The following is a 7,637-nucleotide window of genomic DNA, read 5'->3' as shown; positions in this document are numbered from 1 at the left end:
GTGCACGCGGTGGTAGTCCTTCGGCGACAGGTAGATCGTGGCGAAATCGCCGCCCATGAATGGCGCTGCGTTGGCCGCATCACCGCCGAGCAATTCGAGCACGCTGAAACTGTGGCCCTTGGCCTGGAACACGCGACCGTGCTCGATCGGGCCGAGTTGACTCACCGCACCGTCGGCCGGGCTGAGGATCGCGCCCGGAGTTTCGTCCAGTGGACGCGCGCCGTCTTTCAACGCACGCGTGAAGAATGCGTTGAAGTGCTCGTAAGCGGTCAGGTCTTCGACCAGTGCTTGCGACATGTCCACTTGATAACGCTTGGCGAACCATTGGGTGAAGGCATTCTTGAACCAGCGCACACGGCATTCGGCGATGCAGCCGGCCAGGCGCGACAGCAGGTGATGCGGCAGCAGGTACTGGCTGAGGATAAACAGACGCTCTTTCATTAGTTGTCCTTAAAAACCTTAAATCTCGACTGGCGTGTCAGGGTGGTTGCCCCATTCGCCCCAGGAACCGGCGTAGCCCTTGACCCGCGGATAACCGAGGGCTTTGGCCACCAGATAAGTGAAGCCCGACCGGTGATGGGTCTGGCAGTGGGTAATGATTTCCTTGTCCTTGGTGATCCCGAGGTTTTCGAGGATCTGCGGCATGTCGCTGCGGATACGCAGCTGACGCGTCTGGTCCATGCCGGCGGTCCATTCGAAATTGACCGCGCCGGGGATGTGTCCGCCCTTGGCGGCGAGGACTTTCTCGCCGGAATATTCCAGCGGCCCACGCGCGTCCCAGATCGCCAGATCGGCGGCGCCGAGACGGCTTTGCAGGTATTCGCGGGTGGCGGTCGGTTCGTCGTGCAGGGTCAGCGAGACCGGGCCACCGATGGCGGCCGGCACCTGAATCGACATCGGCATGCCGTCCGCCAGCCAGGCCGGCAGACCACCGTCTATATAGTGGTACTTGTCGTGGCCAATGACATCGAGCAGCCAGATGAAACGCCCGGCCCAGCCACCGCCCTCATCGTCATACACGACATAGACCGCATCTTTGCGATGACCGAGTTCACCAAACAACGCTTCCAGATCGGCCTTCGCCGGCATCAGCCCGGGCGCCGGTGGCTGGCCGAGCTGGGTGCGTTTCGGGTCGACAAAACGTGCGCCGGGCAAGTGACCTTCGGCATACCGGGCAGGGCTGGTCAGGTCCACCAGGATCAGTTCCGGGGACTCCAGACGCGGCAGCAGGTCGCTCGGCTCGATGACAAGCGGCAAGCCAGAGAAGTCAGACATGTGAGGTCTCCAGAGCACAAAGGGGAGGATTGTAGCGCAGGCTCATTGGCCGCGGCTGCTAAAGCTGTGCAGGGCTTTTTCGATGCACTGCGCGGTTTTGCCGAAGGCTTGTACGGTGATGTCGGCGAACGGCCCGCCGCCCTGATCGGCAACGACGATCATGATCACCCGGCCGTTATTCACCAGTGAGCGCAAGAATAAGTGCTCACCGCGAAACAGCGTGCGCAGGCTCGCTGGCAATAAGGCAGAGAATTGCGCGTTGTTCTCCGGCGTGATCCGCACCTGCGCCTGCTGAGCGAGCAGGCGTTGCAGGACTTTGCTCTGGCTGACGACAATACTCAGCGCCGACGCATCCTTCGGCAACCCGGCGGTCTGGTGCACGCGCAGGGTCGAGTGCGTGCGGTCGGCCATCAGAATCATCACCCGGCGCATGCCGCTGGCCACCAGTGCCTCGCGGGCGGCGACGGTCAGGCTCATGGCATTGGTGAAGCGGCTGGGCTCGGCGAGCAGTTCGGCGCATTGCCGACGCCACTGGCCCAGATCATCCGCGTTCGGCGCTGCTGCCGGGAGCATGCCGGCCGGCAAGCGACGAGTGCCCCACGGCCAGATCAGCGAAACCGCCGGGTGCCACAAATCAGGCATTGCATGCTGACGCGCGCTGTTCGCCGCTTGCTGGTGCAACTGTTGCTGCACTTCATCCATGGAAATCTGCAGATACAGGCTGGTCAGGTACTGCCAGCGCTTGCTGTGCGGACTGTCCCAGGCCTGTTGCGCCGACAGCGCCAGGCCGTTGGCGAGCAGCACGGTATTGGCGGGTTGATTGAGCCAGCGGCGTAGCGTCGGATCCTCGTCGAGGCGATTCTGCTGGCGCAGTGGGTGCTCGCTGTCACGAGCGATGCGCAGCACTTTGACCAGTTCGCGTTGTTCGCTGAGCAGCAACTTGTAGCCTTGCTCGACCCAGATCGGCAGATGCCAGGCCTGAACCAGTGCCTCGGCGATCTTCAACAGGCGCACGCCGAACAGTTGCTTTTCGACCACGCGTGCCGACTCGCCCTTGTGGATCACCCGCAGTTCCCACTCCTCAAGCAACTGCGGATAGGTCAGTGCCAAGGGCCACAGCGGCGACAAAAACAGCAAGCTGCCCCAGTGGATGTCCTGCCACAGCCGCGCCAGACGACTGGCAAAAAAGCCGTTGGCCTGCTGTGTCGCGTGTTGGCTGATCAACTGCAATTGGCGCAAAGCCTTGGGGATCTGCCGGTGCGGTTCGGCGGGCAGGCGCGCGAGCAATTCTTCGGTGCGCGCAAGGCCCAGGCGATTGATTGCCACCTCGAGATTTTCCGCTGGCGCGGCCATGGTGCCTTGGGTGTGACGATTCGCCTCACGGATGATGCTCAAGGCCAGCGCCGGGCTGTCCTGCATCAACTCGGCGATGTCGCGCAGCGAGCTGCGATTGTCGCGGATCGCCCGGCAGACTTTGTCGTGAGCCTCTTGTGGTACGGGCAGGCGAACGCTGTCGAGCAGCTTGACCCAAGCCTGGAGGGTGCTCGGTTTTACCGATGGAATGTTCGTTTCATTAGCCATGTCTGGACGAGATCTTCACTGACTGTAGACGCGCCCGGCATGGGCTAAATTGGCTTTTCGCCTGAACTGGCTATAGTCTGGCGCAGTTTTGCCGATAAGTAGAAGAAGAGATTTTTTAACTTCCGAATATGACCTTGAACCCGACTTAAACAAGTACCTTCTACCTATGGCTAAAATTATCGGCATCATCGTCGTATTCGCGAGCGTGCTCGGCGGATACGTGCTCTCCCACGGCAAGATTGCCGCCCTGATCCAGCCCTTCGAGGTGTTGATCATCGGTGGTGCGGCCCTTGGCGCGTTCCTCCAGGCCAACCCCGGTTACATGACGATGCACGTGCTCAAGAAATCCCTGAGCATGTTCGGTTCGCGTTTCACCCACACCTTCTATCTGGAAGTGCTCGGGCTGATCTACGAGATCCTCAACAAGAGCCGCCGCGAAGGCATGATGGCCATCGAAGGCGACATCGAAGATGCCGCCGCGAGTCCGATCTTCGCCAAGTACCCGGCGGTGCTCAAGGATGAACGCATGACCGCGTTCGTCTGCGATTACCTGCGCATCATGTCTTCCGGCAACATGGCTCCGCACGAACTGGAAGGCCTGTTCGACATGGAACTGTACAGCCTCAAGGAAGACCTCGAGCACCCATCCCACGCAGTCAACGGCATCGCCGACGGCATGCCCGGTTTCGGTATCGTTGCGGCGGTACTCGGTATCGTGGTGACCATGGCTTCGTTGGGCGAGGGCGACCAGGCGTCGATCGGTCTGCACGTGGGTGCGGCACTGGTCGGTACCTTCTTCGGTATTCTCGCGGCGTACGGTTTCTTCGGTCCGCTGGCGCATTCCCTGGCCCACGATGCCAAGGAAGAGCTCAACGTCTACGAAGCCATCAAGGCCTCGCTGGTGGCTTCGGCGTCCGGCATGCCGCCGTCGCTGGCGGTCGAGTTCGGGCGCAAGGTTCTGTACCCGGCGCACCGTCCAAGCTTCGCCGAGCTGGAACAAGCGGTTCGCGGTCGCTAAGTCATGGAAAATAATCAGCCGATCATCGTCAAGCGCGTCAAGCGCATAGCCGCCGGGCACCACGGCGGGGCGTGGAAAATCGCTTTCGCCGACTTCGCCACGGCGATGATGGCGTTCTTTCTGGTGCTGTGGCTGCTGTCCACCGCTACGCCGGAACAGAAGATCGCCATCGCCGGTTATTTCAAGGACCCGGTCGGCTTCTCCGAAAGCGGCACGCCGTACATCATCGACCTCGGCGGTACACCGACCCTGGCGCCGGAAAACACCCTCAACCCGGAAGTGAAGTCGCAGCCGCAACCGGACAAGGTCACGGTCGACACCGATCAGGTTGAAGGCATGGCCGAGCAGGTCGAGAAGGAGCGTCTCGAACTGCTCCTGCAAGAACTGCAGAACAAGGTCGACGAGAACCCGCAACTGCAGAAATTCAAGGATCAGATCCTCTTCGAAATCACCCCGAACGGCTTGCGCATCCAGATCATGGACGCCGAGAACCGGCCGATGTTCGATTCCGGTTCCGCACGCCTGAAACCGTACTTTGAAGACATCCTGCTGGCCATGGCCGACACCATCAAAGCGGTGCCGAACAAGATCAGCATCAGCGGCCACACCGACGCCAAGCCGTACATCGGCACTGGCGATTACGGCAACTGGGAACTCTCGGCCAACCGTGCCAACGCCGCGCGTCGCGCATTGGTCGCGGGCAGCTATCCGGATGCGCAGGTGGCGCGGGTGGTCGGTTATGCCTCGTCGGCGTTGTTTGATCGGGAAAATCCGTTCAACCCGGTCAACCGCCGCATCGATATTGTCGTGCTGACGAAGAAAGCCCAGGCCGCCATCGAAGGTGCGCAGGGGCCTGAGGCGGCGAAACCGGCGGATCAAGGTCAGAACGGTGCTGCTCCGGCAGCCCCGGTTGATCCGAATGCGCTGCCGGCGGACAAACAGCCAGTGCCGGCTCACGAGTTGCGCGAGCGGTTGAATTTGTTTGACGATGCGGCGCCGAAACCGGCCGAGCCGGGGAGTGCAGCGCCTGCGCCGAAGCAGTAAGTGAAAAAAAGCCGACAGTGATGTCGGCTTTTTTGTGGCTATCGCTTCATGCCCCCGACCATTTCGTAGCGTTACTAAAATAATCGGGGACAGGCCGGCACAGTCTCAGAATCCCCGACGAATCCGATTCTTCAACTGTTCATGAAACATCTCCGCATCGCGCTTGTAAGCCCCCTTGACCGATTCGCTGATCGAATCCAGCGCCATCGACCGCTTGTTCGACACCTCATCACGATACGCATCGATAAAGAAATCCAGATCGCTGGCCGTGCTCAGCTTCGGCCACTTGTCCAGATAGATCGGCAATTGCGCCGGCCCGGTCTTGAACGTACAGATCCGCCGGTTGCTGATCGTCGCCTCGCCGATCTCGAACGGCACCCACCAGGACTGCGCAGTCTTCTCCGATACCACCGCCAGCAGATGCGTGCACTCGGTGATGTTGCGGGTAATGACCCCGGTAATGTCATCGGTGGTCTGCGATTCCGGATCCAGTACGTCGAGGTAAGTCCTGATCTTCGCCTGGGTCAGGCGGGTGTTGATGGCGATCGCATGGGCGCGATCCATGTGGCGATAGCTGATAAAGACTGGCATCAGAAATGTCCTTTGAGGGCGAGTTCGCGGTAATAGGCGCCGAGTGCCGTCAGGCGGCAGCCGGTCGAGTGAATGGCGGCGTAGTACATGTGCTCGGCGTCGACCGGTTCGATCAGGCTGTGCCGGTTGCACTTCTGCAACTGGGCGAAGATCTCGCCGTGCTCAGGCACGAACGCCTTCTCGGTGGGTTCGTAGCTGGGGTCGAGCGGCAAGACCGATTCGGCTTCGGCAAACCAGTCGGGCAATTTGCGCAGGATCTCTTTGGGAATCAGCGGCGAGACTTCGCGCAGGGAAATGAACTGCGACACATTGGTCTTGAACACCGGACGCTGCTCCCAGGCACCGAGGGCGTTGTCGACGAAGGAATACAGACTGCCGGGGGTGATTTTGCCGAGGATATTCGCCGCGCCGCCATGCAGCGCTTGCAGGAGCAGGCCGGTAAACACGCCGTGCTGCGCGCCCTCCAGCGCCGGCTCGGCTTTTTTGCAGGCGGTGAGGATGGTCATGCCTTCGCTGACCATGCTGCTCTCGCTGCGCAGGGCGCGCACTTCTCCGGCTGAACCGCTTTCGCAGCAGTCGAGGATGATCATTTTGTTTTTGATCCGCGTGGCTTTGTCCGCCCAGTTGAGGATGTCGCTGATGCGGATGCCGTCCTTGGCGTTGCGGTAGTCCTGCGGGATCAACATGCCTTCGTCAGTGTCGGCGTCGAAACCGCCATGACCGGCGAAATACAGCAGGGCGACGTTGCAGTCGCCGGAAAACAACTCGCGGATCTGGTCTTCGAGTTTTTCCCGGCTCAGGTAATCCTCGGCAGACGTCAGTACGACATTTTTGAAGTTGGGGTCGCCGTTGGCGTTGCTTTTCAATACCGAAGCCATGGCCATGGCGTCGTTGCAGCAACCGCTGAGCCCGCCGATATGCGTGTAATCGTTGATGCCGATGAACAATCCTTTGCGCATGGTCACACCGCCTTGTGCAGGCGGATCGCGCCGGGGATTCTGTGGGTATTGCACGGGCGGGCGTCGCGAGACGAATGGATGATGAACAAAACACAGGTTGGCATGGCTTTCCTCGATGGTCGCTGTGAGCGAAGGAGGAAAGAAATGTAGGCCGCTGGCTCAGGCCTACAAGGTCTGCGCGGCAAAACAGAAAGGTCCTGCAAGCAGTCGTGCAAGTGCCTACAGAAGAAGCTGACGTTTAAGAGGAGGAGAGGTGAGTCAGACGCAGTCCGACAACCGGCAGCCCATCGCGTAGGGCTGCCGGCGTGGCTGTTTAATAGCCGTTTTCAGGCAGGCTGGCGATGATCGAGCGATAGCTGTTCATCCGTTGCTGCTGGATGCGGCCATCTTCCAGGGCCTTGAGCAGTGCACAACCCGGTTCGCGATCGTGCTTGCAGTCGCGGAAGCGGCAAGTGCCAAGCAGGTCGTCGAACTCGATGAAACCGGCTTCGACGTCGGCGCGGCTGACGTGGCCCAGACCGAATTCGCGGATGCCCGGGGAGTCGATCAGTTCGCCGCCACCGGGGAAGTGGAACAGCCGCGCGGTGGTGGTGGTGTGCGTGCCCTGACCGGACAATTCCGACAACGGCCCGACGCGGGTTTCGACCTCAGGCAGCAGGCTGTTGACCAGCGACGACTTGCCGACGCCGGACTGGCCGACGAACACGCTGATGCGCCCGTCGAGCTGCTTTTGCAGCTGTTCCATGCCATCGCCGTGGTGCGCCGAGACTTCCAGCACCGGATAACCCAGCGTGCGATACACCGCCAGCAACGCGTTCAGCGCCGGGGCGTTCTGCTCGTCGATCAGGTCGAATTTGTTCAGCAGCAAAAGCGGGCGGATGCCGGCATGTTCGGCGGCGACCAGATAGCGGTCGATCAGGTTGGCGTGAGGCTCGGGCAGCGGCGCGAACACGATGACGATCATGTCGACGTTGGCAGCAACCGGCTTGAGCTGGCCACGGCTGTCGGGGCGGCACAGTTCGGTGCTGCGCGGCAGTTGCGCGACGATCACGCCAATGCCCTGGTTGCCGGCCCGCCAGACTACTTTGTCGCCGGTGACCAGCGCTGGCAGGTTGGCGCGCAAGTGGCAGCGGAACACTTGGCCGGCGAGTTCGCCGTCAACAGCTTCG

8 protein-coding genes are annotated in these 7,637 nt (G+C 61.1%); 2 read left to right on the top strand and 6 right to left on the bottom strand.

Annotated features, from left to right (window positions below):
- From OQK_RS08320 to OQK_RS08310, 3 genes are all read right to left on the bottom strand, one after another.
- The coding region (locus tag OQK_RS08320) for a phosphatidylserine decarboxylase (RefSeq protein WP_038860749.1) at positions 1 to 441 on the bottom strand (441 nt) is incomplete at its 3' end.
- Positions 442 to 459: 18 nt separating this feature from the next.
- A complete protein-coding gene (gene rhdA / locus OQK_RS08315) occupies positions 460 to 1,275 on the bottom strand; it encodes a thiosulfate sulfurtransferase (RefSeq protein ID WP_016771964.1) in 816 nt (271 codons plus the stop codon).
- Positions 1,276 to 1,317: 42 nt separating this feature from the next.
- Positions 1,318 to 2,856, bottom strand: coding sequence for an HDOD domain-containing protein (locus tag OQK_RS08310; protein ID WP_016771963.1), 1,539 nt, complete (start codon positions 2,854 to 2,856; stop codon positions 1,318 to 1,320).
- A 166-nt stretch (positions 2,857 to 3,022) separates the two neighbouring features.
- Here OQK_RS08310 and motA point away from each other — a divergent pair, with 166 nt between their 5' ends.
- Both motA and motB read left to right on the top strand, forming a co-directional pair.
- Complete coding sequence (motA, locus tag OQK_RS08305; RefSeq protein ID WP_016771962.1) at positions 3,023 to 3,874, top strand: flagellar motor stator protein MotA; 852 nt, start codon at positions 3,023 to 3,025, stop codon at positions 3,872 to 3,874.
- Positions 3,875 to 3,877: 3 nt separating this feature from the next.
- Positions 3,878 to 4,918: a flagellar motor protein MotB gene (gene motB, locus OQK_RS08300; protein ID WP_016771961.1), complete on the top strand. Its 1,041-nt coding sequence runs from the start codon at positions 3,878 to 3,880 to the stop codon at positions 4,916 to 4,918.
- Between the two features lie 105 nt (positions 4,919 to 5,023).
- On the opposite strand, the gene OQK_RS08295 is transcribed toward motB, so the two are convergent.
- The 3 genes from OQK_RS08295 to rsgA all read right to left on the bottom strand — a co-directional run.
- Positions 5,024 to 5,509, bottom strand: coding sequence for a toll/interleukin-1 receptor domain-containing protein (locus OQK_RS08295; RefSeq protein ID WP_016771960.1), 486 nt, complete (start codon positions 5,507 to 5,509; stop codon positions 5,024 to 5,026).
- On the bottom strand, positions 5,509 to 6,468 hold the full coding sequence (locus tag OQK_RS08290) for a caspase family protein (RefSeq protein ID WP_016771959.1): 960 nt from the start codon (positions 6,466 to 6,468) through the stop codon (positions 5,509 to 5,511). The genes OQK_RS08295 and OQK_RS08290 overlap by 1 nt, the downstream gene beginning before the upstream one ends.
- A gap of 313 nt (positions 6,469 to 6,781) precedes the next feature.
- The coding region (gene rsgA / locus OQK_RS08285) for a small ribosomal subunit biogenesis GTPase RsgA (RefSeq protein ID WP_016771958.1) at positions 6,782 to 7,637 on the bottom strand (856 nt) is incomplete at its 5' end.

It is taken from the genome of Pseudomonas sp. R62 (genome assembly GCF_000257605.1).
Classification (GTDB): Bacteria; Pseudomonadota; Gammaproteobacteria; order Pseudomonadales; family Pseudomonadaceae; genus Aquipseudomonas; species Aquipseudomonas atacamensis.
Note: the sequence above shows the minus strand (reverse complement) of the source record. Positions and strands in the feature narration are given on the sequence as shown.